The organism is Geobacter sp., from assembly GCF_027327745.1.
Lineage (GTDB): Bacteria > Desulfobacterota > Desulfuromonadia > Geobacterales > Geobacteraceae > Geobacter.
Window position 1 is genome coordinate 64,401 of record NZ_DAHVYG010000060.1, and the last position, 24,727, is coordinate 89,127.

Annotated in this window: 23 protein-coding genes and 1 pseudogene; 4 read left to right on the forward strand and 20 right to left on the reverse strand. The window is 65.9% G+C overall.

All coding sequences use genetic code 11. From position 1 onward, the window contains the following. Positions 1 to 130: 130 nt before the first annotated feature. The gene (locus M6689_RS11565; protein WP_298271783.1) at positions 131 to 544 is read left to right on the forward strand and encodes a hypothetical protein; all 414 of its coding nucleotides are present in this window, start codon (positions 131 to 133) and stop codon (positions 542 to 544) included. Here M6689_RS11565 and M6689_RS11570 read toward each other — a convergent pair. The 3 genes from M6689_RS11570 to M6689_RS11580 form a co-directional block, all read right to left on the reverse strand. Continuing rightward, the gene (locus M6689_RS11570) at positions 504 to 3,038 is read right to left on the reverse strand and encodes a helicase C-terminal domain-containing protein (protein WP_298271786.1); all 2,535 of its coding nucleotides are present in this window, start codon (positions 3,036 to 3,038) and stop codon (positions 504 to 506) included. The two genes, M6689_RS11565 and M6689_RS11570, sit on opposite strands and share 41 nt — an antisense overlap. Before the next feature lie 90 nt (positions 3,039 to 3,128). Next, positions 3,129 to 3,401 (reverse strand): cytochrome c7, encoded by a 273-nt coding sequence (locus M6689_RS11575; RefSeq protein WP_298271789.1) that lies wholly within the window; start codon positions 3,399 to 3,401, stop codon positions 3,129 to 3,131. A 144-nt stretch (positions 3,402 to 3,545) separates the two neighbouring features. Beyond that, on the reverse strand, positions 3,546 to 3,827 hold the full coding sequence (locus M6689_RS11580; RefSeq protein ID WP_298271792.1) for a cytochrome c3 family protein: 282 nt from the start codon (positions 3,825 to 3,827) through the stop codon (positions 3,546 to 3,548). Between the two features lie 131 nt (positions 3,828 to 3,958). On the opposite strand from M6689_RS11580, the gene M6689_RS11585 reads away from it, so the two are divergent. Next, a complete protein-coding gene (locus M6689_RS11585; RefSeq protein ID WP_298271794.1) occupies positions 3,959 to 4,861 on the forward strand; it encodes a helix-turn-helix transcriptional regulator in 903 nt (300 codons plus the stop codon). Then, positions 4,858 to 5,859 (forward strand): TIGR01212 family radical SAM protein, encoded by a 1,002-nt coding sequence (locus M6689_RS11590; RefSeq protein WP_298271797.1) that lies wholly within the window; start codon positions 4,858 to 4,860, stop codon positions 5,857 to 5,859. The genes M6689_RS11585 and M6689_RS11590 overlap by 4 nt, the downstream gene beginning before the upstream one ends. Positions 5,860 to 5,925: 66 nt before the next feature. Here M6689_RS11590 and M6689_RS11595 read toward each other — a convergent pair whose 3' ends face one another. The 6 genes from M6689_RS11595 to M6689_RS11620 all read right to left on the reverse strand — a co-directional run bounded on the left by M6689_RS11595 (position 5,926) and on the right by M6689_RS11620 (position 14,015). Next, a complete protein-coding gene (locus M6689_RS11595; protein WP_298271799.1) occupies positions 5,926 to 7,170 on the reverse strand; it encodes a BamA/TamA family outer membrane protein in 1,245 nt (414 codons plus the stop codon). 83 nt (positions 7,171 to 7,253) lie between these two features. After that, on the reverse strand, positions 7,254 to 7,529 hold the full coding sequence (locus M6689_RS11600; RefSeq protein WP_298271802.1) for an EscU/YscU/HrcU family type III secretion system export apparatus switch protein: 276 nt from the start codon (positions 7,527 to 7,529) through the stop codon (positions 7,254 to 7,256). Then, positions 7,516 to 8,493: a flagellar hook-length control protein FliK gene (locus M6689_RS11605; protein ID WP_298271805.1), complete on the reverse strand. Its 978-nt coding sequence runs from the start codon at positions 8,491 to 8,493 to the stop codon at positions 7,516 to 7,518. Before M6689_RS11605 ends, M6689_RS11600 begins: the two co-directional genes overlap by 14 nt. Before the next feature lie 58 nt (positions 8,494 to 8,551). Then, on the reverse strand, positions 8,552 to 11,116 hold the full coding sequence (locus M6689_RS11610; protein WP_298271807.1) for a glycosyltransferase family 1 protein: 2,565 nt from the start codon (positions 11,114 to 11,116) through the stop codon (positions 8,552 to 8,554). Positions 11,117 to 11,226: 110 nt separating this feature from the next. Continuing rightward, positions 11,227 to 12,594 (reverse strand): sigma-54 dependent transcriptional regulator, encoded by a 1,368-nt coding sequence (locus M6689_RS11615; protein WP_298271810.1) that lies wholly within the window; start codon positions 12,592 to 12,594, stop codon positions 11,227 to 11,229. Beyond that, complete coding sequence (locus M6689_RS11620; protein ID WP_298271812.1) at positions 12,591 to 14,015, reverse strand: ATP-binding protein; 1,425 nt, start codon at positions 14,013 to 14,015, stop codon at positions 12,591 to 12,593. The genes M6689_RS11615 and M6689_RS11620 overlap by 4 nt, the downstream gene beginning before the upstream one ends. Positions 14,016 to 14,181: 166 nt before the next feature. Between M6689_RS11620 and hypA the strand changes: the two genes are divergently transcribed. Then, on the forward strand, positions 14,182 to 14,514 hold the full coding sequence (hypA, locus tag M6689_RS11625) for a hydrogenase maturation nickel metallochaperone HypA (RefSeq protein ID WP_298271814.1): 333 nt from the start codon (positions 14,182 to 14,184) through the stop codon (positions 14,512 to 14,514). Positions 14,515 to 14,885: 371 nt separating this feature from the next. Here hypA and M6689_RS11630 read toward each other — a convergent pair whose 3' ends face one another. The 11 genes and pseudogenes from M6689_RS11630 to M6689_RS11680 all read right to left on the reverse strand — a co-directional run. Continuing rightward, positions 14,886 to 15,641 carry a DUF72 domain-containing protein gene (locus M6689_RS11630; protein WP_298271817.1) on the reverse strand — a complete coding sequence of 252 codons (756 nt, stop codon included), beginning with the start codon at positions 15,639 to 15,641 and terminating at the stop codon, positions 14,886 to 14,888. 29 nt (positions 15,642 to 15,670) lie between these two features. Next, positions 15,671 to 16,531, reverse strand: a complete 861-nt coding sequence (locus tag M6689_RS11635) for a polynucleotide 5'-hydroxyl-kinase (protein ID WP_298271820.1) — start codon at positions 16,529 to 16,531, stop codon at positions 15,671 to 15,673. A 143-nt stretch (positions 16,532 to 16,674) separates the two neighbouring features. Then, on the reverse strand, positions 16,675 to 17,583 hold the full coding sequence (locus M6689_RS11640; RefSeq protein WP_298271823.1) for a protoheme IX farnesyltransferase: 909 nt from the start codon (positions 17,581 to 17,583) through the stop codon (positions 16,675 to 16,677). Then, entirely contained in the window at positions 17,583 to 18,437 is an 855-nt protein-coding gene (locus M6689_RS11645) for a COX15/CtaA family protein (RefSeq protein WP_298271825.1), read from the reverse strand. The genes M6689_RS11640 and M6689_RS11645 overlap by 1 nt, the downstream gene beginning before the upstream one ends. Before the next feature lie 48 nt (positions 18,438 to 18,485). Beyond that, the gene (locus M6689_RS11650; protein ID WP_298271827.1) at positions 18,486 to 18,749 is read right to left on the reverse strand and encodes a cytochrome C oxidase subunit IV family protein; all 264 of its coding nucleotides are present in this window, start codon (positions 18,747 to 18,749) and stop codon (positions 18,486 to 18,488) included. A gap of 3 nt (positions 18,750 to 18,752) precedes the next feature. Continuing rightward, positions 18,753 to 19,346: a cytochrome c oxidase subunit 3 family protein gene (locus tag M6689_RS11655; protein ID WP_298271829.1), complete on the reverse strand. Its 594-nt coding sequence runs from the start codon at positions 19,344 to 19,346 to the stop codon at positions 18,753 to 18,755. Between the two features lie 2 nt (positions 19,347 to 19,348). Beyond that, a complete protein-coding gene (gene ctaD / locus M6689_RS11660) occupies positions 19,349 to 20,956 on the reverse strand; it encodes a cytochrome c oxidase subunit I (protein ID WP_298271833.1) in 1,608 nt (535 codons plus the stop codon). An 85-nt stretch (positions 20,957 to 21,041) separates the two neighbouring features. After that, positions 21,042 to 21,983, reverse strand: coding sequence for a cytochrome c oxidase subunit II (coxB, locus tag M6689_RS11665; protein ID WP_298271836.1), 942 nt, complete (start codon positions 21,981 to 21,983; stop codon positions 21,042 to 21,044). After that, a complete protein-coding gene (locus tag M6689_RS11670) occupies positions 21,980 to 22,855 on the reverse strand; it encodes an SCO family protein (protein ID WP_298271838.1) in 876 nt (291 codons plus the stop codon). The genes coxB and M6689_RS11670 overlap by 4 nt, the downstream gene beginning before the upstream one ends. 141 nt (positions 22,856 to 22,996) lie before the next feature. Continuing rightward, positions 22,997 to 24,310 (reverse strand): hypothetical protein, encoded by a 1,314-nt coding sequence (locus tag M6689_RS11675; protein ID WP_298271840.1) that lies wholly within the window; start codon positions 24,308 to 24,310, stop codon positions 22,997 to 22,999. 132 nt (positions 24,311 to 24,442) lie between these two features. After that, positions 24,443 to 24,727: pseudogene (locus M6689_RS11680) on the reverse strand (protein-L-isoaspartate O-methyltransferase); the annotation flags it as partial.

The following is a 24,727-nucleotide window of genomic DNA, read 5'->3' on the forward strand; positions in this document are numbered from 1 at the left end:
GCACCTCATGGTTGTAAAACGTTATTTTATCTGGTAAGGTATACTAAATCCGCGAAGCGCGGCGATCATCCCGAATAGCGAGGTTGCAATGGCCCAGGCGTTTGATTTTACCCGGTTGCGGAGACTCACGGTGATCCATGCGGTCGTTCAGCTCTTTCTCCTGATCCTGCTTGCCGGATCGGCCTACCTCTTTCTCATCAGGGTCCCTTCCGCCTCGGTGCTGGGGAGCATCGTCCGGGTGGTGGTGATCCAGCTCGCCCTCTTCTATCCCATCTACAGGTTCGCCACCTCGGATGCGGAGCGGGAGGTGGCATCAGCCGCATCGACCCTTACCGCCGACGAACAGAACGCCCTGCGCCGCAAGCGGGTCTTCAGCGACATCGTCAAGGGGGCGATCTTCATCTTCTTCGTGGTCTTCACCCTCCGTGCCCCGGGGGCGGCGCCGGTGCAGTTCATGATCCTCTCCCTCTTCCTTCTCTCCTACCTCTGCTATTTCCAGTGTTTCAACCACGCGGCGAAGCGGCTGATGAAAGAGAAGGGGTGAAAAACCGCTCCATCTCGTCGAAAACCTCGTCGCTCGGGCCGCTGACCAGCTTCACCGGCGGCAGCGAGCGGAGGAAGAACCTGCCGTAGTTCTTGGTGAGGACCCGGCTGTCGAGGATCAGGACCGCCCCCCGGTCCTCCCGGCTCCGAATCAGCCTCCCGAATCCCTGCTTGAACTTGATCACCGCCTGGGGGACCGTGTACTCCATGAACGGATCCCCCCCCCGCTCCGCGATGTGTTCGGCCCGCGCCTCCAGGATCGGCTCCGTCGGCACCCGGAAGGGAAGCCGCGTGATCGCCACGAGCTCCAGCGCCTTCCCCTGGACGTCGACCCCCTCCCAGAAGGAGTCGGTGCCGAAGAGGACGGCGTTTTTCTCCCTCCGGAAGCGGGAGAGGAGGTGGTGGCGGTTCACCTCCCCCTGGCGCAGGGGGGTGAGGCCGCGCCGCTTCATGGTCTCGGCCATCCGGCCGTAGAGACGCGTCAGGAGGTCGTAGGAGGTGAAGAGGACGAAGGCATGCCCCTCTGAGATGGCGAGCCCCCGGTGGAGAACCACTTCGAGGGCTTCGCCGAAGCCCCGCGCTACCGGTTCGGGGAGGTCGGACGGGATGCCGACGAAGGCCTGGTGTTCGTAGTCGAAGGGGGAGGCGAGGAGGAGCTCCGTCACCCGCTCCCGGTTCACCAGGCCGATGCCGGTCCGCCGCTTCAGGAAGTCGAACGATTCCCCCACCGCCAGGGTGGCCGAGGTGACCACCACCGTCCGGAAGGCGTCGATGACCGTCGCCTTGAGGGACTGCGCCACCTCCAGGGGGGAGGAGCAGAGCCGTACGGTTATTCCCTTTGCCCCCTTCTTCACCTCGAACCAGCGGCAGACCTCATCGTCGCGGGAGATGAAGGCGAGGAGGTCTGCCGCGCTCGCCTCCAGCCGCCCGGCGATCCCCTTCAGGTCGATGAGGTTCCCGGCGAGCTTCTCCTGGGTTCGCTCGGGAAGCCGGCCGCACCCCTTGAGGAATTCCTTCACTTCCTTCACGTAACCGTTGATCTCCGCCGCCAGCTCCCGGGCCTCGTCCTCCACCTCGCGCCAGAGCTTCGAGTTGTGGAGTGCCGGGGTGACCCGCAGCTTCCTTTCCCCACCCGGTTCCCCCTTCAGATGGGTGAGGAGGGCGAGCCCCACGGCGTCTAGGGCCCGGGTGGCGGCGTCGACCAGGGTCTGGCGGCGGGGGAGGAGCTTACCTTCCAGAAGTTCGGCCAGCTCCCGGTAGAGGTCGTCGAAGACCTCGGGAACCTCCCGGGCGAGCTGGGCCGAGAGCTGGGGGAGGAGTCCCCGCTGGGGCTTGCGCGGGTTCTGCAGCTTGCCGAGGAGCTTCTGCAGCCCCTGGCGGGAGATCTGGGAGGAGAGGTGCCCGGTGGCCACGTCCTCCAGGTGATGCCCCTCGTCGAAGATCAGCCGCTCGAAGGGGGGGAGGATGGCGGTGGAGCCGTAGCCGGTCTCCCGGCGCAGGGCCACGTCGGCCATGAGGAGGGAGTGGTTTACCACCAGGAGGTCGGCACTGGCCGCCTGCCGGCGGGCGGTGTAGAAGAAGCAGCGCGTGTAGAAGGGGCATTTCACCCGGCCGCACTGGTCGGCCTCGCACGCCACCTCGTCCCAGCTCTCTTCCTTCGGGATGAAGGAGAGGTCGCTCTTGCACCCCTCGCTGGTCCGGGCGCTCCAGGCGACGATGGCCGCCAGCTCCCCGGCGGCGGGGTCGCCGGCGAAGAGGGAGGGCTCGCTCTTCACCCCTTCGAGCTTGCGGAGGCAGAGATAGTTGCCCCGCCCCTTGACGAGCACCGCCCGGAAGTTGAGGCCGCCGTGCTCCCGGAGGAACGGGATGTCTTTCCGGGTGAGCTGTTCCTGGAGGTTGATGGTGTTGGTGGAGACCACCACCCGCTCCTTGTTGCGGATGGCCCAGAGGGCCGCGGGGACCAGGTAGGCGAGGGATTTCCCGGTGCCGGTCCCCGCCTCGATCACCGCCACCCGGTTGTCGTTGAACGCCTCGGTAACGGCGAAGGCCATCCGGAGCTGCTCGTCGCGGAACTCGTAGCCGGGGAGGTTCTCGGCAAAGACGCCGCCGCGGGCGAACATCCGCTCGATCTCCGGGAAGGAGAGCCGTTCCACCTCTTTCCGGGTGAAGGGGGCCACCGCCTGGTAGCACTGCTCTACGGCGTTGTCGACGATGTAGAAACCGACCCCCTGGTTGCCGAGGAGGGAGGCTATTTCGATGTCGGCCTGGGAAGGGGTGAGGGTACCGGAGGGGTGGTTGTGGATCACCACGTCGCCGAAGCTCGTGGCGATCATGATGGCGGCCACGGCATCCCGGTTCCCCCGGGCGAGGGGTTCCGTCTCCACCACGATCCGGTTCTCGTCGGTGCGGCCGAGGAAGAAGACCTCGTTTCCGCCGGCGTCGCGGATCGCCTCCCGCATGGCGAGGATTGCCTGCTCTGAGAAGTACTGTTTCATCCGGTCGAGGATACCGGAGAGGAGGGCGGGGTGGCAACGAAAAAGGGGCGGATCGCTCCGCCCCTCTCTCCTGCCGGTTGCCGCCGGCGGTTACTTCTTGTGGCACTCCCCGCACTTGGTGGGGCCGGCCTTCTTCTGCTCGTGACACCCCTTGCACGTCTTGTGCGCCCAATCCTTGCCGAACCCCTCGATCTTTCCGGGACCCTTCTCGTGACAGGTCTTGCAGTCGCCCACACGCTGCTGGTGCAGCTTGTGCTCGAAGGTCACGGTGCCGTTCTTTGCCGGGAAGGTCATGGTGTCGGCCGCCAGGGCCGTGCCGGCGGCGATGAGGGTGAGGGCCAGCGTCGCAATCAGCTTGTTCATGGTGCATCTCCTTTTTCCGTGGGTTGTGCGAAATCGCATGGTCCCATTGTAGCGGGGTGCATCCGGGGCGGGGTATCGACATCTATCGGGATTCGACCCGATGTCGGGTCCGGAAGCACCCGACATGGCCGTGATATCGGGAGGTTATTTTCGGTTGTGGCAGCCGTTGCAGCGGGTCGGCCCCATCTTCAGCTCCTCGTGGCACCCCTTGCACCCCTTGCCGTGGGCGAGCACCTTGTCGAACCCCTCGATCCTTCCCGGCCCCTTTTCGTGGCAGCCGCGGCACTGGCCGAGGGCCTCCTGGTGCTTCTTGTGGGGGAAGACCACGGTGCCGATCCGGGTGGGGAAGGTGATCTTCTCGATGGCGAGGGCGTGTCCCGCAACGAGGAGGAGCGCCGCTGCGGCGGCGAGAATTCTGATCTGCATGGGAGGCTCCTTTCGACAAACGGATGGAGGTGCGTGCGAACGACAAGGGTCGATTGCAAATTTCTTGCCTTCTTCCCCTGAGGTGCAAATCGCTTCCGTCCGGCGGCGAAAACCTGTTACAATTGGACGTTATGGAAACCACCACCCCCATCGTCGCCATCGACGGCTCGACCATAAAGAGGATCCGCGAAGCGAAAAAGCTGACCCAGCTCTACGTGGCAAGTGTGGTGGGGGTGACCACCGATACCATCTCCCGGTGGGAGAACAACCGCTACCCTACCATCAAGCGGGAGAACGCCGAGAAGCTGGCGACGGCCCTGGAGGTTGCCGTCGAGGAGATCCTGAGGCGGGAAGCCCCTGCCGAAGGGGTCCCCGCCGAGCCCCCGCCGGCGCCGACGGCGTTGCGAAAACGCCGGTGGTGGGTCGCCATCCTCCTGTTCCTGGTGGCCGCCGCTGCCGCCGCCGGCATTCTCCTCTCCCGCCGGGCGGCGCCGCACCCTTCCGCCCGCAGGTTTCTCACTCCCTTCGGCGCGCCGGCGCAAGTCGTGCCGGTGCAGGTGAAGATCGCCCGCGGAGAGGGGGATACCTCCGGCTTCATCGTCAAGGAGCGGTTTCCCGCCGGTTGGCGTTTACTGGGCGCCAAGCCGCCGATCACCGGGGAAGTGGGGGAGTACGGGGTGAAGTGGCTCATCCCCGGCGGCGCCGGGCCGGTTACCATCTCCTATACCCTCCAGGTCCCGCGGGATACCCCGCTGGGGGGGCGCGTCACCTTCGATGGGGAACTGGTCCTGCGCGACGGCGGCGTCACCCGCCGGGAGACGATCGGCGGCGGGAAGCTCCTGACCGTTGCCGGCATCCACTGGGCCGATACGAACGGCGATCACAGGATCGACGACAACGAGATCATGCCCGCCTACTACCTGACCGAGGAGATGAAGGGGCTCGGCCTCGGCTGGAAGACCATCGAGACCATCTGGAGCGGCAAGGGGTATACCTGGGACGACCGGCGAAAGCTCTTCGAGGTCGTGCGGTGACGGAGTGCCGGCGGCGCTACCGCGCCTTTTCCGAAGAGCTGCGCCGCGAATTCGGCTGCCGCGTGCAGCGGGTTTCCGTCGATGCCGGCTTCACCTGCCCCAACCGCGACGGCAGCCGCGGCACCGGAGGGTGCATCTTCTGCGGCGGCAAGGGGTCCGGCTCCTTCGGCATCCGGCCGGAGCTCTCCGTTTCCGACCAGCTCTGCCACGGCAGGGAGTTCCTCGCCCGCCGTTACGGCGCCGCGAAGTTTCTCGCCTATTTCCAGGCCTACTCCAACACCTACGCCCCCCCCGAACGGCTTCGGGCGCTTTACGACGAAGCCCTTGCCGTCCCCGGCATCGCAGGGCTCATCGTCGGCACCCGCCCCGACTGCCTTCCTCCCCCCGTCGTAGAGCTTCTGGCCGAATGCGCCCGCACGACCTATTTCTGGCTCGAACTCGGGCTCCAGTCCCCCCTCGACCGGACCCTGGCGCTCATCAACCGGGGGCACGACTTCGCTGCCTTTGAGGAGGCGGTGCGCCGCTGCACCGGGGCGGGAATCCGGGTCTGTGCCCATATCATCCTGGGATTGCCGGGGGAGAGCCGGGAGGAGATGCTGGCCACGGCCCCCATCCTGAACCGCCTCGGGGTTGCCGGGGTGAAGCTCCACCAGCTCCACGTGATGAAGGGGACACAGCTTGAGGAGATGTACCGGCGGGGGGAGGTGCGCTGCCTGGGGCGGGACGACTACGTGGGGCTCGTCTGCGACTTCCTGGAGCGCCTCGATCCGCGGATCGTCATCCACCGCCTCGTGGGGGATGCCCCCCCCGGCCAGCTCGTGGCACCCCGCTGGTCGCTACGCAAGGGGGAGGTGCTCGGCGCCATCGACGGGGAGCTGGCCCGGCGCGGGACGCGGCAGGGGAGCGCGCTGACGGCGGGGTCCCAGGCTGTTGAAAAACGTAGCGAGGAGGCCGGGATGCTCGGCGCAAGCGAGCGAAAAAGCGAGGCGTACCCGTAGGTACGTTGAGTTTTTGAGCGAGCGGCAACACCGCAGACCGGCCCCGCAGTAGTTTTTCAGCAGCCTCTAGAAGGGGTAACCGAGCCCGACGAAGACCGCCGGCCCATCCTTCCCGACGCCGAGGTCGACCCGGCCGACGATGTTGGGGCGCACGACCGCCCGGAAGCCGATGCCGGGGTTGAACTCGAAGCTCTTCGCCTTCGCCTTGTCCAGGGACTCCATGACGGCGCCGAGGTCGAGGAAGGGGGCGATCTCCCAGTCGGTGTTGACGTCGAAGACGCTCCAGCGGAAGAGCCGGATCCGCTCCTCCAGGTTGCAGAGCAGGTAGCTGGAGTCGATGAAGCGGTTGCGGCCGTACCCCCGGAGGGTGTTCTCGCCCCCGAGGATGCTCCGCTCCAGGAACGGGACGTCGCTTCCCAAGGTCTGGTTGTAGGCGAGCCGCACGACGGAGATGTAGCGGGCGTCGGCCAGGGGGAAGTACCCCTTGGTTTCCGCTTCGTAGTGGCGGTAGCCGGCATCGCTGCCGAGGAGCTTGGCGCTCCCCTCGATGGCGGCCCTGGCGTAAAGCCCCTTGGTCGGCATGTCGCGGGAGTCGAGGGTGCTGTAGACGAGGGCGATCTTCTGGGCGTGGGCGACGAAGCCGTCGATCCCCGGGATTTCCGCGGCGGTGAAGCGGTCGTGGATGAAGGGAAGATTCTTGACGGCGCCGGGCCTGATCCAGACCTTGCGGACCCGCTCGCCGACCACGAGCTGGAGGTTATCGGCGATGTCGTAGCCGACGCTGGCGGTGAACCCCACCTCCTGGTCGGCATAGTTGGTCTCATTGGTCTTGAGGCTGTCGGACTGGAACCCGAAGAACCGGGCCGAGCCGTCGCTGATCCGGAAGAGGTAGGCGTTGGTCTCCAGCTTCCCTTCCAGGAGGCTCTTGTCCCGGATCCGGAACTCGTACGCCTCGTTGACCTTGGTCGATTTCGAGAGGTTTAGCTCCCAGTTCCGGTCGGGGCGGGGGAAGAATGCGCCGTAGAGGGTGAAGGTGGTGCCGAAGTTCTGGTTGTAGTTGATCTGGGGGGCGAGGAGGGTGCTCACCTCGTCCCTGGCGTTGTGGAGGAGAAACGCCGAGAGCGCCCCGACGGTGGCCCCCTCGTTGGGGCTCGTGGCGATGACCGGCAGCGGGATGGTCACCACCTTCGTCGGATCGCCGAAGGTCTCGTTGGTGAGGGGGTAGGGGAGCTTCTCCCGGGGGACCATGGTCGTGCAGGCACCGAGGGCCAATGCCGCGATGCCGAGGATAATCGTCCGTATCAGGCTCATGGGTGTATTCTTCCTGCCCGTGTGGTGAATGGCCTGGAAGGATAGCCCGTTTTGCCCCGATCTTCAACCCCAAATGCCGGCCGTTACCCCTCTTCCTCCAGATGCTCCAGCCAGTGGAGCCAGGCGAGGAGTTCGGCCACCGCCCGGTAGAGTGCCGGCGGGATCTCCCCGTCGAGGTCCACCTGCATCAACTGGCTCACCAGCTCGGGGGAGTGGTGAACGTAGACCCCCGCCTCCCGGGCGCAGGCGATGATCGCCTCGGCGGTGACGCCGTACCCCTTCGCCACCACCCGCGGGGCGTACTGTCCCTCCTTGTAGGTGAGGGCGACCGCTTTCCGGTCCCGTTCACGATCCTGCATGCCGCACCGCCAGGCCGGAGAGGGTGATCCCGGCCCCTTCCATGTTCTCCCGCAGCCGCTCCGCTCCCCCCGACAGCAGGGTAACCGTCTGTTCCTCGGTGGCCACCAGGGTGACGGCGACCCCTTCCCCCGCCAGGGTGAGGGTTGCCCGGACCTCGCCGAGACGGGGAAAGGCGATCCGCACCTCGGTCTGCCAGTTCCGCCCCCCCGCTCCCCCTTCCGCCTCCCGCTCCTGCACCTTCCACTCCATATCCTGACCGGGCCAGACTTGGCCGAGCCAGCTGAAGACTCCGGTGGTGAGAACGGCAAGCTGCTCTCTGATGATCGGGATCGTCTGGGGCTCCACTCCTCCTGGAGGCGGCGAGGCCGGTGGCTGGGGTGCCGCCGTCTGCGGCAGGTGCGTGGCGAGGGGCGAGAGGCTCCCCTGGGGCTCCTTCAGGAGTTCCGTCAGCGGGAGGTTCCCCCGCATCCAGCCGGCAAGATGGGATTCGTAGAAGGTTCCGCTCCGGGAGAGGGCGTTCCTGAGCCCCTCGGCCAGGGTCGCCGGGTCGTCCGGGGGGGCCGGAAGGATGAGTGAGGGTCGCGGGAGGGGGGCGGCAGAGGGGGTGCTTCCCTCCCTGGCGAGGGTGTTGAGCCAGCGCCCCGTGTCGCTGATCTGGACCGGGACGCCGGAGTTGGCCGATTTCGACAGGGCGAAGACGACGCGGGGCTCGTCGGTGACGTAGGTGAGCTCCACCGTCTGCCCCGGCTGGAGGTTGAGGGGGAGCTCCATCTTGAGGAGCTCGTTGGCGACCCGGACGAGATAGCGGCTCTGGGGGAGGCTCGCCAGCACCTCCCCCTGGACAACCTGCCCCGGGGTCAGGTTGAGGGGGGTGAGGGAGTGCCGGGTGGCCTCCACGAGGGAGGTGGCGGAGTCCTTGAGGAGCGCCTGGGCGATCCGGGCTATTTCCTGCGTGACGATCATGTCATACGTATCGGCCGGATCGGGGAAAACTTGAAGAAACCGGGGCTCGGGGCCCCCTCTACCCCCAGGCGAGGAGCCCCTGCTCGTAGACCGGCCCGAGCTGCGGGTGCCGCGGCATGACCCGCACCATGAAGCCGTGCCTGCCGCAGAAGCGGGGCTCGATCTCCCCTGCGAAGCGGTGGAGCCCGTCGCCGGCCGCGCCGCCGTGGGAGAGGGGGAGGAGCTCGCCCCCCATGATGTTCCCCCGGGAGTCGAGGACGCCGCAATAGAGTTCGACGGCCACCTGATCGGGGGGGATGTCGCCGAGGGAGACTTCCGCCGTCACCGGGATGACGGCCCCCAGGGGGACCTCGGCGGTGGCCCCCGCATCCAGGCGGGTGACCCGGACCTGGCTCCACCCCTGGTGCATCTCCCCCTTCCACCTCGCCAGATCGACGGCGAGAGAGAGCCGGTCGCCGGAGAGCTTCTCCCACTGGCTGTAGGCCGGGAGATAGAAGAGCTGGGTATACTCCCGCACCATCCGCTCGGTGCTGAAGACGGGGCAGAGGGTCTGGAGGCTTGCCTTGATGCAGGAGAGCCAGCCGCGGGGGATGTCGTCGGTCCCCCGGTCGTAGAAGAGGGGGATGACCTCCTTCTCCAGGAGGTCGTAGATGGCGCGGCTCTCCACCTCGTTCTGGTAGTCGACGTCGTCGTAGACCTCCCCCTTGCCGATGGCCCAGCCGTTGTTTCCCCGGTACCCCTCGGGCCACCAGCCGTCCAGGACGCTCATGTTGAGCCCGCCGTTGAAGGCGACCTTCATGCCGCTCGTGCCGCTCGCCTCCAGGGGGCGCCGCGGGGTGTTGAGCCAGACGTCCACCCCCTGGACCAGGTGCCGCGCCACCGCCATGTCGTAATCCTCGATAAAGACGATCTTTCCCCGGAACCTCTCGCCGATGGAATGCTGGAAGATCTCGCGGATCAGCTCCTTCCCCTCCACGTCGTGGGGGTGGGCCTTGCCGGCGAAGATGATCTGCACCGGCCGCTCGCTGTTGCCGAGGAGCTTTTCGAGCCGCCCCAGATCCCGGAAGAGGAGGGTCCCCCGCTTGTAGGTGGCAAAGCGCCGGGCAAAACCGATGGTGAGGGCCTCCGGGTCCAGGACCTCCTCGGCCGCGGCGATCTCCTTGGCGGTGGCCCCCACCTGCCTCAGGTGATCTTTCAGGCGGCGGCGGGCGAAGAGGACGAGCCGCTCGCGGCACCGCTCGTGGGTGCGCCAGAGCTCCGAATCGGGTATGTTGGCGACCCGCTTCCAGAGGACCGGGTCGGTGGGGTCATCGCGCCACCGGAACCCCAGGTAGCGGGTGAGGAGGCCGACCATTTCCATGGAGAACCAGGTCTTGGTGTGGACGCCGTTGGTGACCGAGGTGATCGGGATATGCTCGTCGGGGAGCTCGGGCCAGAGGTTTTTCCACATCCGGCGCGAGACCTCCCCGTGGAGCTGGCTGACGCCGTTGGCGTGATTGGCGAGCTTCAGGGCGAGGACCGCCATGCAGAACATCTCGTGGGGATTGCGCGGGTTGATCCGTCCCAGCCCCAGGAACTCCTCCCGGGAGAGGCCGAGGGAGCGGTAGTGGCGCCCGAGGTACCGCTCCAGGAGATCGGGGGGGAAATGGTCGATGCCGGCATCCACCGGGGTGTGGGTGGTGAAGATGTTCCCCGCCCGCACCGCCTCCATCGCCTCGGTGAAGCGCAGGCCGTGCTCCTCCATCAGGAGCCGGGTCCGCTCCAGGGCGAGGAACGCCGCGTGTCCCTCGTTCATGTGGCAGACGTTGGGGGTAATGCCGAGCTGGTGGAGGGCCCGGATGCCGCCGACGCCGAGGAGGATCTCCTGGCGGATCCGCATCTCCTGGTCGCCGCCGTAGAGCTGGGCGGTGATTTCCCGGTCCTCCGGGGCATTCTCGTCCACGTTGGTGTCGAGGAGGTAGAGGGGAACCCGCCCCACCTGGACGCGCCAGACATGGGCCGTCACGGTCCGCCCCGCCATGTCGAGGACCACCGCCACCGGCTCCCCGGTCTCGTCCCGTTCCAGGCGCAGCGGCAGGTTGTAGAAGTCGTTCTCGGGGTAGAGCTCCTGCTGCCACCCCTCGATGTTGAGGTACTGGCGGAAGTACCCCTGGCGGTAGAGGAGGCCGACCCCCACCAGCGGGATGCCGAGATCGCTGGCCGATTTCAGGTGGTCGCCGGCCAGGATGCCGAGGCCGCCGGAGTAGGTGGGGAGCGACTCGTGGAGGCCGAACTCCATGGAGAAGTAGGCGGTGATCATCCGCTTACCGCCGTCGCAGGCCCGATCGAACCAGGTCCTGGCCCCCATGTAGTCACGGAACTTCTCGTCGACCCGGGCGAGCTGCGCCATGAACCCCTCGTCGGCCACCAGCTTCTCCAGCGTCGTCTGCTGGAGGATGCCGAGCATCTCCACCGGGTTGTGACGGGTCTGCTGCCAGAGGTCGATGTCGAGCCGTTTGAAAAGCTCGACCCCTTCGGGGTCCCAGGTCCACCAGAGATTGTAGGCGAGTTTCTGCAGGGGGGCCAGTTCGCCGCTCAGCGTCGGGAGAACGGTGAAGCGGTGAATGCTGCGGGTGAAGTCCATGGAAAACCTCCGCCTAAAGACTTAAGACTAAAAGCTAAAGATTAAAGGCTACCGTGAAAGAGGTACGCGTCAAGGACCTTGGAATGCGTTTCCCCTTTACCCCTTGGCATTTAGCCCGGTTTCTCGATGTTGAATTTCTCCAGGCGGTACTGGAGGGTCTTGTAACTCATGCCGAGCAGTGGCGCCGCCTTGGCGATGACCCAGTCGGCCCGTTCCATCGCCTTGATGATGAGGTTCCTCTCCAACTCCTCGAACTGGATCCCGTCGGCGGGAAGTTCGAAGGGGACCCACCCGGCCCGGGAAAGCCCCTCCGTCACCTCGATCGGGAGGTCCGACGGTTCGATCTGGTCGCTTTCGGCCATGAGGACTCCCCGCTCGATGACCGATTCCAGCTGCCGGACGTTTCCCGGCCAGCTGTAGTTCATAATCAGCTTCAAGGCCGGGCGGGAGATCCCCTTCACCTCGATGCCGGACTGGGCGCTGTACTTGCGGACGAAGAAATCGGCCAGGGTGGCGATGTCGCTTCCCCGTTCCCGCAGGGGAGGGAGGTTGATCCGGATGACGTTGAGCCGGTAGAAGAGGTCCTCCCGGAATGCTCCCTTCCTGATCTCCGCCTCCAGCTCCCGGTTCGTGGCGGAGATGATCCGGACATCCACCGGAACGTTCACCTTTCCACCCACCCGGCGGATCTCCTTGGTCTGGATGGCGCGCAGGAGCTTCGCCTGCATCGCCACGCTCATCTCGCCGATCTCGTCGAGAAAGACGGTGCCGCCGTCGGCCGCCTCGAAGATGCCGATCTCCCGGCTGCTGGCGCCGGTGAAGGCCCCCTTTTCGTGGCCGAAGAGCTCGCTCTCCATGAGGGTCTCGGGGATGGCGGCGCAGTTGATGGCGAAAAACGGCATTTCCTTGCGCGGGCTCCCGTCGTGGATGGCGCGGGCCACCAGCTCCTTGCCGGTGCCCGATTCGCCGTAGATGAGGACCGTGGAGCTGGTGGGGGCGATCTTGGTGATGACGCGGTAGACCTCCCGCATCTTCGGATGCACGCCGATGATGTTGGGGATCCCGTGCGTTTCTTCCAGCTTCCGGTGGAGGGCCCGGTTCTCCTTCACGAGACGGACCCGCTCCAGGGCCCGGCGCAGGGTGAGGAGGAGGTTGTCCCGCTCCAGCGGCTTCTCCAGATAGTCGAAGGCGCCGAGCTTCATCGCCTCCACCGCCGAGTCGACGGTGCCGTGGGCGGTCATCATGATGATGCACTGCTGGGGGTCGTCGGAAAGGACCTTCTCCAGGAGCTCCATTCCCGACATCCCCTGCATCTTCAGGTCGGTGAGGATAATGTCGAACGCCTGCCGTTCGAGCTTTTCCCGCGCCTCCCGGGCGCCGGGGACCGCCACGGTCCGGTGTCCCTCACCCTCCAGGATCGTCTGGAGGATCTCCCGCTGGCTCCGCTCGTCGTCAACTATGAGAATGGTCCCTGTCATTCGCTCTCCTTCGGCCGTGCCGGCAGCACCACCGTGAACGTCGTCCCGATGCCGTTTCCGCTTGTCACGCGGATCTCGCCGCCGTGCTCCCGGACGATCCGCTCGGTGATCGCCAGCCCGAGCCCGATTCCCGCTTCCTTGGTGGTGAACCACGGCTGGAAGATCTTGGCGATGTCCTCCTCGCGGATCCCGCTTCCCTGATCGGCGAAGGTAAGCAGGAAGGCGTCTTTGCGCGGGTCGAAGGTGGCGCCGAGGGTGACGGTCCCGCCGTTGGGCATCGCCTGGGCGGCGTTGGTGACGAAATTGAAGATGCAGTTGCGCAGCATCTCCCCGTCGGCCCGCATGGGGGGAAGGTCGGGCGCCAGCTCCGTGGTCACCGTCACCCGCTGCTCGGTCAGCTTGTCGTGGAGCACCGGCAGCGCCTTCTCGATCAGCTCCCGGTAAGAGAGCTCAGTGATCCTGAGCTTCAAGGGACGGCCGTAGTTCATGAAGTTGACCACCATGTAGTTGGCGCGTCTAACCTCCTCCTTGATCTTGTCGGCCAGGGGGATGAACTGGTCCTGCCTCCCGGGGCAGGCGGCGAGGAATTCGCTCTTCAGGTGATCGATGGCGAGGCTGATGTAGTTCAGGGGGTTGCGGATCTCGTGGGCGATGCCAGAGGCGAGCTGCCCCACCTTCGAGAGGTGCTCCGCTTCGTAGAGTCGCTTTTCCAGCGACTCCCGCTCCCGCAGCTTGGCCACCATCTCGTTGAAGTTGTGCCCCAGTTCGCCGATCTCATCCTTGCTCTGCACCGGGAAGGTGACGGAGAGGTCACCGTCGGCCACCCGCCTGACGCCGTCCGCCAGGTTGTTGATGGGCGACGTGTAGCGCTTGGCGAGGAAGATCGTCAGGGTGATGCCGAAGAAAAAGACGAGGGAGGTTGCCACCACCCGGTTGACGAGGTTCTCGTGCTGAATAGTCCGGATGTTGTCCAGCAGGAGGTTGATCTGCACGTACCCCAGGTGCTCGTCGCCGACGATGACCGGCACCACCAGGTTGTAAGGGCGGACCGACCCGCTCCCCCCCTTGGTGCCGGGGGAGGCCCGGAGTCCCGTCACCAGCTTCTTCAGCTCCTTCTTCTTGCCGATCTTCGCCGGGTCCGAGGAGTCGATGATTTCCCCCTCGTTGCTGATGATGTTGATCTCGTTGACCCCCTTGACCCTTGCCTCCTTCATGTAGTCGGTGAGGCGGGAGCTGTCGGACTCGTACTCGGAGGTAAGGTCCTGAATGCTCATCTGGATCGCCTTGGAGACCACCGTCGAGCTGTCCTGGATCTCGCGGACCAATTCGTTCTGGCTGTACTGGTTGAGAAAGAAGAGGGTGGTGACGGCGATGACGAGCAGCGACAGCATGATCGCCACCAGCTTGGAGTTGAGGGTCATGGGGGCCTCGTGCAAACGGTTCAAAATACCGCGGAATTATACACGACCCCCCCGGGGGAGACAAGGCGAATGTCCCCCGAAAGGGGACCGGCGGCTTCCCTTTGCCGGTGAAACTCTGCTATCATTCGTGAAAAAACAGCGGCTAGCCGCTCGACCGGAGGCCTTCGTGCACGAGATGTCCATAACCCAGAGCGTGGTCGAGATATGCGAGAAGAACGCGGAGGGGCGACGGGTCCTCGCCGTGACCCTGGAGATCGGGGAGCTCTCCGGCGTGGTCCCCGAGGCGGTGGAGTTCTGCTTCGAGGCGTGCATCCGGGATACCCTCCTGGAGGGTGCCCGCCTCGCCATCGAACGGGTGCCGGGGCGGGGAGAGTGCCCCGCCTGCCGCGCCACCTTTCCGCTCAAGACCTACTTCGACCCCTGCCCCTCCTGCGGCGCCTACGGGGTGCGGGTTACCGCCGGGGAAGAGCTGCGGGTGAAGGAGCTGGAGGTGGAGTGAAGACGCACTGTCGCCTGCAACCGGGGCAAAAAAACACCCGGAAAAGCTCGATTGACCTCATTTCCGGGTAGAAGCAACTGCAACTTGCTTACGTTCCGATCAGACTGGGTGTGCAGATCCTTCTATGGTTATGCGACTTGTCTTCACACGGAGCACACTCAAACTGACTCGGCAGATTAGCCCGCTCAATGGCGCATCCGTTCAGGGTCAGCGAGCACATGTGCTCGTAGTGGGTCATGCTGTTACAGCATCTTTCCAACATTGTCATTCACCTCCCGGCAAGTTCTTCGCCTATTACAATTATAATCCCATTCCCGATCCCGGGACAGGTTAATTCCGGCGCAAAGACTCATTAAGGAACTTGATTGGCATTAATCTTCTGCCCTCTCGCCAGTTCTTCCCCATTCAGTACCCCCCCGGGCCATCCGGGCGAACCGGCGGGCGTCGTCGTACATGAAGACGTTGTTGAACATGACGTAGGCGGGACGTCCCCACCCGGCCAAGCGGCGGAGCAGGGCGGCCAGTTCTTCGTCGGTGTACCGGTAGCGGTAGCCGTCTCTGCCGTGGAGCCGCAGGTAGAGGGGTGTTCCGGCGAGGGGATCGTTGCGGAACGGGTCGACGCAGTGGATGAGTTCCAACTCTCCGCAGAGCCCCCGCACCGTTTCCGCCGGCCAGTCGCCCCGCGGTTCCCAGGCCAGGAGGAGGCCGGCGCGGTCGATTGAAGAGAAGAAGCGGCGCATGTTGTTCAGGTGTTCGGCGGTGGGGGTGAAGCGGGGCGGGGACTGGAAGAGGACCAGGCAGGCGGCGAGGGCCCCGGCGATCCGCCGCGTTTCGTCCCAGGCGGCAAACACCTCGTCGGTGGGACGGAAGAGGCCGTAGCGCTCCCGCTCCGCCGGCGGGATCTCCCGTTTTAGCCGCCGGTAGGTGGGGCTTTCGGGGGAATGGGTGATCAGCTGCCACGCCTTGACGGTGAATTCGAAGCCGGGGGGGACGGTTGCCCGCCATTTCCGGGCGGTCTCGACGCGGGGAGGGTGGTAGAAGGTCTGCTGGATCTCCACGACGTCGAACTCTGAGACATAGCGCTCCCGGGCCACCGGGAAGCCGCAGCAGCCGATCCCGAGCTCCATGGCGGTCTTATCCTCGATACCGTGACCGGTCAGTCGACTTCGTCGGTCAGGGTGATATCGCCGAACACCACCCCGTTCACCTCCCGGGGTGAGACGAGGTGAGAGCTGAAGGCGACGCTCTCCCCGTCCGCTTCGGTGACGATACCGAGGGCCAGGGTCACGTCCCCCCGGTTGAGACCGATGACCGCTCCCCGGGAGGGCGGTCCCTGGGGGAGGTCGACCCGGCGGCCCAGGCGGAAGAATTCCGCGCCGCCAGCATGGATCAGGGCTTCGGTCAGGGGGGCCCGGGCAAAATAGGCGGCCAGGCGCATCCGGCGGCGCCGGGCCCGGGCCTCGGGGCTTCGCCTCGTGACGTGGGGGGAGGGAAGGAGCCGAAACACCCCGGTGCTCCCCAGGTGGGAGAGGATCGGCTCGCACTCCCCTTCATGCTGGATGGCGACCACCCGGTCGGGGCGGGTTTCCCTGATCTTGCCGACCTTGAGGGCTACCCCCGGGATGCCGTCGATCAGGCCGGTCGTGTCGATGATGAGCGCTGGCGCCTCGTGACGGGCCCGGGCCGCGAGCCGCCCGGTGGCTCCGGCAAGCGCCGGGATGATCCTGGCGGCGTTGGCGGAGCCGAGGAAGGAGAACTCCCCGCAGCGGTACTCCGCCACGTCGTGGGGAGTGCGGAAGAGCGCCATCCCCACGGTTCCCGGCAGGCAGAGGGCCGACTGCCCCACGTCGGCATCGACCAGGGCGACCGCCGTGCCGGCGGCGGCCAGGGAGCCGACAAGCCAGCGGACCAGGGTCGACTTGCCGGAGTCGGTCGCTCCCAGCAGCAGGGTGGTTCCCCCCTCGCGCAGGAGCGCGTCGCGTAGTTCTTCCCATTCGGGGGTCGGGGCGATCTCCATGACAGCGGCCTCGCGATTTTGAAATGCAACTATCCGGCAGACTCCATAACCCCTCCCAGCCTCCCCTTAAGTTAAGGGGAGGAGTAGTACTTTCCCCCTCTTGGCTTAAGAGGGGGGTAGGGGGGAGTTACTGTATAAGGCCGTCACGGAAGCGGCACGATCATATCTGCGGCTACCGCCGCCAGCAGCAGGAGGAGGTAGGCGACGGAGGCGGCGAAGGCCCGTCCGTAGCGCTCCCGCCGTACCATGTTCCACCAGAGGCTGGCGAGAAACCCGCCGCCGAGGAGAAGGGCCGCCTCGGCGAAGCGCCCCGAGCAGGGGCCGAAGAGCCAGAGGGCGAGGGAGGCGGGGAGAAGGGCGGTGGCGTATAGCAGGAGGAGCGCTTTCGTGTAGGGGATGCCGCGGGCCACCGGGAGCACCGGGATGCCGGCCCGGCGGTAGTCGTCGCGGTAGGCGAGGGCCAGGGCCCAGAAGTGGGGGGGCTGCCAGAGGAGCATGACGATGAAGAGGATCACGCCGTCCACTCCCCAGGCCGGAGCGGCGGCGCGGTAACCGACAAGCGCCGGAAGCGCCCCCGGGATTCCCCCCGGTATCGCCCCGTAGGGGGAGCGCCCCTTGAGCCAGAGGGTGTAGAGGAAGATGTAGGATGCCGCCGCCAGGGCGATGAGGAGCCCGGCGGCAAGCGGAAGCCGTGCCAGCGCCACCCCGAGCCCGCCGGCCATGAGGCCGAGGGCCGCGGCCCGTACCCGCCCCGTGCCGATTTGGCCGAGGAGCGCCGTCCGGCGGGCGAGGCGCTCCATCCGGGCGTCCCGCTCCGCCTCCAGGGAGGCGTTGAGCATCGCCGCCCCCCCCGCCGCCAGGGCGAGGGCCGTGAGGCAGCCGAGGAGGGGCCCGGCCGCCGGCATGCCGCGGCTGGCGAGCGCCATGCCGGCAAACCCTTCGAGGAGGACCGCCGCCACGATCCCCGGCTTGGCGACGGCGAGGATCGATCCTTTCCGCCGGGAGCTCCGGGGCGCCATCCCGCCGATTGAACCTGCCGCACCGTCTGCCATCAGCTTCCTCCCCGCGTAACTTCAGCCGCCCAGATCCGCCCGATGAGGAGCATGAGAACAAGCGCCACCGCCAGGTGGCATGCCGTCGCCACGTAGGAAAGCCCCGAGAGGACCACGACCCCGCCGAGGGCCACCTGGACCCCGCCCAGCAGCAGCAGCGCCAGCGCCGCCCGCCGGTGGGGGGCAAGCCGCGCGTCGAGGCGGGTCGCCACCCAGAAGAGGGCCAGGGTGACCAGGATCAGGCAGGCGAAGAGCCGGTGGGAGACCTGGATGGCGACCCCGGTCGAGACCAGGGGTGGAAGCCAGCCGCCGCCGCAGGTCGGAAAGTCGGGGCAGGCGAGCCCCGCCCCCGCATGGCGGACGTAGGCGCCAAGCGCCGCCTGGGAGGCCACGAGGAGGATGAGGGCGAGCGTGAGCCCGGCGGTCCCCCGGGCCGAGAACCCCGGCGTCCGTCCGCTCTCCTCGAACCGGGCCATGTAGGCGGCCAGAAGAAAGACCGCCGTCCCGGTGACGAAGTGGAGCGTCGTCAGGTTCGCCGGCAGCTCCAGCAGGACCACCATTCCCCCGATGACGATCTCGGCGGCGAGGATCGCCACCGCCGCCAGGGGAACTGCCCGGGCCAGCCCCCGGTAGCTTTTCAGCCGCCCGGCTGCCAGCAGCAGGAGCGAAACGGTGGCCACCGCCGCGATCACCCGGTGGGTGAACTCCATCCAGATGTCGAGCCGGAAGGGGGGGAGGACCCGCCCCTGGCACAGCGGCCAGTCGGGGCAGGCGAGCCCCGCCTTCATCCCCGCCACCAGGTTCCCCCAGACGAGAAGGAGAAAGAAGAGCGAAACGGTTATTCTGCCGAGCATGGTGCCTCCTGAAAGCTAGCCTCTGGCGGCTAGCGGCTAGCGACCGGTTCACCGAAACAGCGTATCCGAGAGCGTCCCGAAGATTATCAGCGCCAGAAACCCGAGGGGGAAGAGGGCGAAGGCCCAGACGAGCCGACCCTCGCTCCGCAGATGCATGAAGTAGAGCGCCACCAGGGACGCCTTCAGCGAGGCGATGGCGAGGGCCACCACCACGTTCCAGAGCCCCAGGTCGAGGTAGGAGACCCCCCAGGTGATCCCGGTCAGGACGAGGAGCGCGAGCCAGACGGCGATGTAGGTGCGCTGCGCGGTCATCGGTCACCCCACGAGATACAGCAGCGGGAAGAGGTAGATCCAGACCAGGTCCACGAAGTGCCAGTAAAGCCCGCCGATCTCCACCGGGGTGTGGCGGCTGCGCCCCAGTTTCCCCCGGCGGGCCATGACGAGGAGCGTGGTCAGGACCCCCATCCCGGCGATCACGTGGAGGGCGTGGAGCCCCGCCATGGTGAAGTAGAGGGAGAAGAAGAGGTTCGTCCCCGGGTAGAGGTGGCGGGCGAAATCGTCGCTCCACTCCAGGTACTTCACCCCGAGGAAGGAGGCGGCGAGGAGGATGGTGCAGAGGAGAAAGATCTGGAGCCGCTTCTTTCGCCCCTGCCGCGCCGCCGCCACCGCCAGGGCCATGGTGAGGCTGCTCGTGATGAGGATCACCGTGTTCGTCCCCCCGAGGAGCCGGTTCAGCTTCAGGTGCTCCGCGTGGAAGAGGTCGGGGTAGCGGAGCCGGAAGACCGTGTAGGCGGTGAAGAGCCCGCCGAAGAGGAGGACCTCCGTGGCGAGGAAGCACCAGATGCCGAGCTTGGCCGTCTCCAGGGCATAGGCCCGCTCCTCCCGGCTGTCTCCCGTTACGCCTCCCATGGTCACACCGCCTTCTTCCCGTAGCCGTAGGGCCAGTCGGTGACGGTCGGGATCTCGTCGAAGTTCTCCGTCGGCGGCGGCGACGGCGTCTGCCATTCCAGGGTCAGCCCCCGCCACGGGTTCGCACTGGCCTTTTCCCCCCAGAACATTCCCCAGACGAAATTGGCGAACATGATCACCACCCCGACCGCAAGGATCCAGGAACCGACGGTGGCGAAGACGTTGTCGGCGTGGTACTTGGGGAGGTATTCGGCGTAGCGGCGCGGCATGCCGTGGTACCCCAGGATGAACATCACGAAGAAGGTGGTGTTGAAGCCGACGAAGGTGATGGCCCAGGCGAGCTTCGCCACGGTTTCGTTCAGCATCCGGCCGGTCATCTTCGGAAACCAGTAGTGGAGCCCGGCGAAGAGCCCCATCACCGTCCCCCCCATCATGGTGTAGTGGAAGTGGGCCACCACGAAGTAGGTGTCGTGGAGGTGGACGTCGGTGGCCAGGGCGCCCAGGAACGGCCCGGTGAGCCCGCCGATGACGAAGAGGAAGATGAAGGTGAGGGCGTAGAGCATGGGGGACTCGAAGGTGATGGAACCGCGGTAGAGGGTGGCGATCCAGTTGAAAACCTTCACCCCCGTCGGCACCGCCACGAAGAAGGTGAGAAACGAGAAGATCACCCCTGCCACGTGCGACATGCCGCTCACGAACATGTGGTGCCCCCAGACCAGAAAGCCGATGAAGGCGATGGCCAGCGACGAGTAGGCGATGGCCCGGTAGCCGAAGATCGGCTTGCGGGAGAAGACCGGGATGATCTCGGTGATGACCCCCATGGCGGGGAGGATCATGACGTAGACCACCGGGTGGGAGTAGAACCAGAAGAAGTGCTGGAAGAGGAGGGGGTCCCCCCCCTTGGCCGGGTCGAAGAAGCCGATCCCGAAGATCCGCTCGGCGGCCAGGAGCAGGAAGGTGATTCCCACCACCGGCGTGGCGATCACCTGGATGATGCTCGTGGCGTACATGGCCCAGATGAAGAGGGGGAGCCGGTGCCAGGTGAGCCCCGGCGCCCGGAGGCGATGGGTGGTGACGATGAAGTTCAGCCCGGTGAGGATCGACGACATCCCGACGAGGAAGATGCCGAGGGAGAGGGTCGCCACCGCCGCCCCGGTCCGGGCGGAGTAGGGGGTGTAGAAGGTCCACCCGGTATCCATGGGGGAGACCAGGGAGGCGAGGATCACCACGATCCCGCCGATGAAGATCCAGTAGGAGAGGAGGTTCAGTCGGGGGAAGGCGACGTCGCGGGCGCCGATCAGAAGCGGGATGAAGAAGTTCCCCATCCCCGACGGGATGCCGGGGATGATGAAGAGAAAGATCATGATCGCCCCGTGGAGGGTGAAGAGGACGTTGTAGGTGTGGTCGCTCATGAGGGTGGGGCCGGGGGTCAGGAGCTCCAGCCGCATGAGGAGCGCGATCACCCCCCCGGCGAGGAAGAAGAAGAGGGTGGTGAAGAGGTAGAGGACCCCGATCCGCTTGTGGTCGAGGGTGCAGGCCCAGGAGCGGAAGCCGCGTTCGGTCAGGTAGCCCCGGTCTTCGTTGATGGCGTGGGCGTCGGTATGGGACATGTGGTCTCCGCGAATAACTCCCCCCGGCCCCCTCTTAAACCATGAGGGGGGAATTACTGCTCCTCCCCTTAAGTCTGCTGAACCGTCATTTCAGCGTCTTCAGATAGGCGATGACCGCCGTGATGTCGTCGTCCGAGAGGGTCCCCTTGAAGGTCGGCATCACCGGCGGGAACCCCTTGACGATCTTGGCGCCGGGGTCGATGATCGACTCCTTCAGGTAGTTCTCGTCGGCGACGACGCTAGAGCCGTCCGAGAGCTCCACCTGGTGGCCGAAGAGCCCCTTGAGGGTCGGCCCCACCTTGCGGCTCCCGTCGAGGGAGTGGCAGGCGAGGCACCCCGATTTCTCCACCAGCTCCTCCCCCCGGTGGGCGAGGGATTCTCCCCCCGCCGCCTCCGCCGGCCCCTTTTCCCACCGCGCGAACTCTTCCGGGGTGACCACCACCAGGTTCGCCAGCATGGCGGAGTGCCCCGTCCCGCAGTACTGGGAGCAGAAGATGACGAAGGTTCCGGTCTTCTCCGGCTGGAGCCAGAGATAGGTGTACCTGCCGGGAAGGACGTCCTGCTTCAGGCGGTAGTCGGGGACGTAGAAGCCGTGGATCACGTCCGTGGAGGTCATGGTCAGCTTCACCGGCCTTCCCACCGGGATCCGCAGTTCGTTGATCACCTTCCGGCCGTCGGGGTAGGTGAACTCCCAGAGCCACTGGCGGGCGGTGACGTTGATCTCCATGGCGCCGGGGAGCGGCCGCTCCAGGTCACGGAACCCCCACCAGCCGACCACGAAGATGGCCAGGATCAGGAGCGACGGGATCACCACCCAGATGAACTCCAGCATGCCGCTTCCGGTGATCTGGGGGGTCTCGGCCTCCGGTTCCCCCTTGCGCCGGCGGTACCTGACCGCGAAGTAGATCAGGAATCCCTGGGTCAGGAAAAAGAAGAAGAGCCCGATGGCGACGATGAAAAGGAAGACGGCGTCCACCTCTCCCGTGGTGCGGGCGGCCTCCCCCGAGAAAAGCGGGAAGGAACTCATCGCCCTCCTCCGCCGTGCCGCTCGCGGCGCCAGAAGATGGCCAGCGGGATCCCGACGGCGATGAGGGTGACGATACCGGCGCCGGTCATGACGCGGGAGGCGAGGAGGGCGTACTTCTTCCCGACCGGGTCGTAATGGTAGCAGGCGAGGATGATCCGGTTCATGAGGGGGGAGCCCCCGATCTTTCCGTCCGAGGCCTCGATGAGGGCGAGCTTCAGGTCCCGGGGGGACTGCTCGATCCCGTAGAGGTAGCGCGCCACTCGGCCATCGGGGGTGAGGACAATGATGACGGCGGGGTGGGCGTAGTTCACCGCGTCGGTCTTCACGTAGCGGTAGCCGACCGTTGCCGTGAGGCGGCGGATCTCGGGTTCCCGGCCGATGAGGAAGGTCCAGCGGCGCCCCGGCTCGGGAATCCCCCGGAGCATGGCGTGGGTCTCGGCCTCCTTGGCCCGGGCGCGGGCGAGGGGCTCCCGGGGGTCGAAGCTCACCGTCACGATCCGGAAATCGTTCGCCAGGGAGAGCCCCTTCATCCCCGCCATGGTCCCGACCAGGTTGCGGAAGATCGTCGGGCAGAGCATGGGGCACGAGTAGTAGTTGAGGGTGAGGATCACCGGCCCGTCGCCGAAGAAGTCGCCGAGGCGGACCGTCTTTCCGGCGGTATCGGTGAAGGCGAGCTCCGGCGGGATCCGGGCGCCCGGCTTCTCGTCGACCCCGATCTGCCGCAGGATCTCGTCGGCCGGGTCGCGGGGGAAGGGGGCTTCAGCCGGAAGAGCGGATGCGGGGATGAGTAGGGCGCAGAGTAGCGACAGCGCCGGCAGAAGAAGAGCCAACCGCCCGTTCCGCGTGGTGGATGTCGGAGTCTTCGGGTCCATGGAAATGGCAACTCCAGGCGAGCTGGGTAATAAACGACCGGATGCCCCGTCGCAGTGGGCTTATGCCTTCCATATTAGCCGAAGAACGCCTGATTTCAACTTGGCGGACTGGTGCGGTTTTGCCTCGTGGGTGTGCTATGGCTATTTGCCTGCGTAACCAAGAAGCAGGATGCGGAGCGCGTGCTTCTCTTCCGGGGTTGGGCCATTGAGTCTTGCCATTACGGCCTGGCGGCGGGCCGCATCGGCCTTGCGCAGTGCGAGGCGCTCAGGTGCGGTAAGGGGATGCCGGTTCAGCACGTATGCCTGCTCCTCGGCGTCCTGCCATTCTTTGACCGTGATCTGGTCGCAGAGGCTAAGATCGTAGCGCAGTTGGAAAATGTCGCGGTAGGGGGTGGCGAACAGGGAGAAGTCCGGCGGGGGGGGCAGGGGCACGCCAAGGAGAGCCAGTTTGTTCGGCAAGCTTGCATCGGGGTCGTAGGAAAGCGGGGTCGAGGGGGTGAGCCAGTCGTAGGCTGTGATGATGAGGAAGTTGGGGGGGACTGCACCGGATTCCCTGAGCAGGTTGGTCGTCATTCCGGACATGATGCCGCCCATCGAGGAGATCTTTGCGGCGAGCGGCGCCAGGTCGAGGCTGTTGCCAAGGAAGGATGATTCCAGACCTACCTTCAAGGCGAAGATGTCGTTTGCGGCGTCGACGTCAGACTGAATCATGATGAGGCCATTCAGATCCTCAAGGATGTCTGGATCCGAAAGGGTTTTTTCGAGCCCCACGAGTTCTCTTGCCAGAGCCGAACCGCTCCAGGAGAGCCTCTGGGTGTAGGCTGCCACCTGCGACGGTTCGGTTCCGAGGGTTTCCAGGGCATCGAGCGGTTCCGTCAGAAGGATGGCGCGTTTGTGGAGTTGAGAGACGCTGGTCAGCAGGCGAAGGGATATCAGCTCCCGGTCTTCAGGGGACAGGACGTTGACTGCTGGTGGCCTTTGCAGGGAATCCTGGATTGCCGCAGCTGCCTGGAGAAGGGCTATGTCCATTTCTTCGGGGTGGATCTTTGCCCCTTTGGCGACGTCAAGAATCCCGGACAGCAGCCGGTCCATGGCCGCACCGCGCGCTTCGGCCCCGGCCAGCCCTTCGGCTGCGCTCTCCATGTCGGCGTTGAGGGTGGTCAGCAACGGCTTCAAATCTTGTGTGAATCGCTGCAGGCGCTTGCCTGGGCGAAGTGCCTCGGTGAATGCGGCGGCCCCAGCGTGGATGGCAGGGAGCAGTCCCCTGCGGGGGGAGTCGACGGTTACGCCGGGCCGGGTAACGAAAACCGTGAGAAGTTGCTGCAGGGTCTTTTCGGCGCGAAGATGCCGGTACTCAGCGGTGTGGTGCTCCTCCCACAAGCGATCCCTCTCGGCAAAAGAAGGCGTTGCAGCAATAACAAATATGATGGTGATGATTGAGAATAGACGAATCACGAAGCCTCCTTGCAATATGAGTTCTTGATTGGTTGTTCAAGTCAGCTATAGCGTTTATTAGCGTATGTCAATGTTTATTTCAACAATTTTCGACCCCAGGGACGCAGGTCACCGAGGTCGGCTGCTGCCTCATTACCATCCTTCCGCCCCGATGAGGGGGACGAAGCGGACGCCGCAGAGCTCTTCGGTGCGGAACTCGTCCTCGCCCAGGCGTCGGACGCGCACGAGGGTCTGCAGGTAGGGGGTGGGTCCCACCGGGATTACGAGCCGCCCCCGGAGGGCAAGCTGCTCCAGGAGCGGTTTCGGCACCTGCGGCGCGCCGGCGGTGACGACGATGGCGTCGTAGGGGGCGTGGTCGGGCCAGCCGAGGGTGCCGTCCCCCTCATGGATGAGGATGTTGTCGTACCCGAGCAGCTC